At 61.1% G+C, this 229-nt stretch carries 1 protein-coding gene; it reads left to right on the top strand.

The features are described 5' to 3' along the window. Positions 1-22 precede the first annotated feature (22 nt). On the top strand, positions 23-229 hold a 207-nt coding region (locus A7A76_RS15560), incomplete at its 3' end, for a hypothetical protein (protein ID WP_206412037.1).

Genomic DNA, 229 nt, shown 5'->3' with positions numbered 1-229 from the left:
CTACAAGGTCCAGCAGACCGACGTGAACGCCGGCTCGATCGTCAACAAGGCGACCGTGTCGACTTCGACGCCGAACGTCTGCCCGGCTGGCTCGACGGATGCCAAGTGCAATCCGACCGTCACTACGCCGGTCACTCAGACGCCGAACCTGAGCTCGGAAAAAACTCAAACCAGCAACGCCGACGAAGACGGCAGCGGCTCGATCACCGTCAACGACACGCTGAGCTAT

This window comes from Lysobacter enzymogenes (genome assembly GCF_017168095.1).
GTDB lineage: Bacteria > Pseudomonadota > Gammaproteobacteria > Xanthomonadales > Xanthomonadaceae > Lysobacter > Lysobacter enzymogenes_D.
This window is presented reverse-complemented; position numbering and strand designations above follow the sequence as displayed.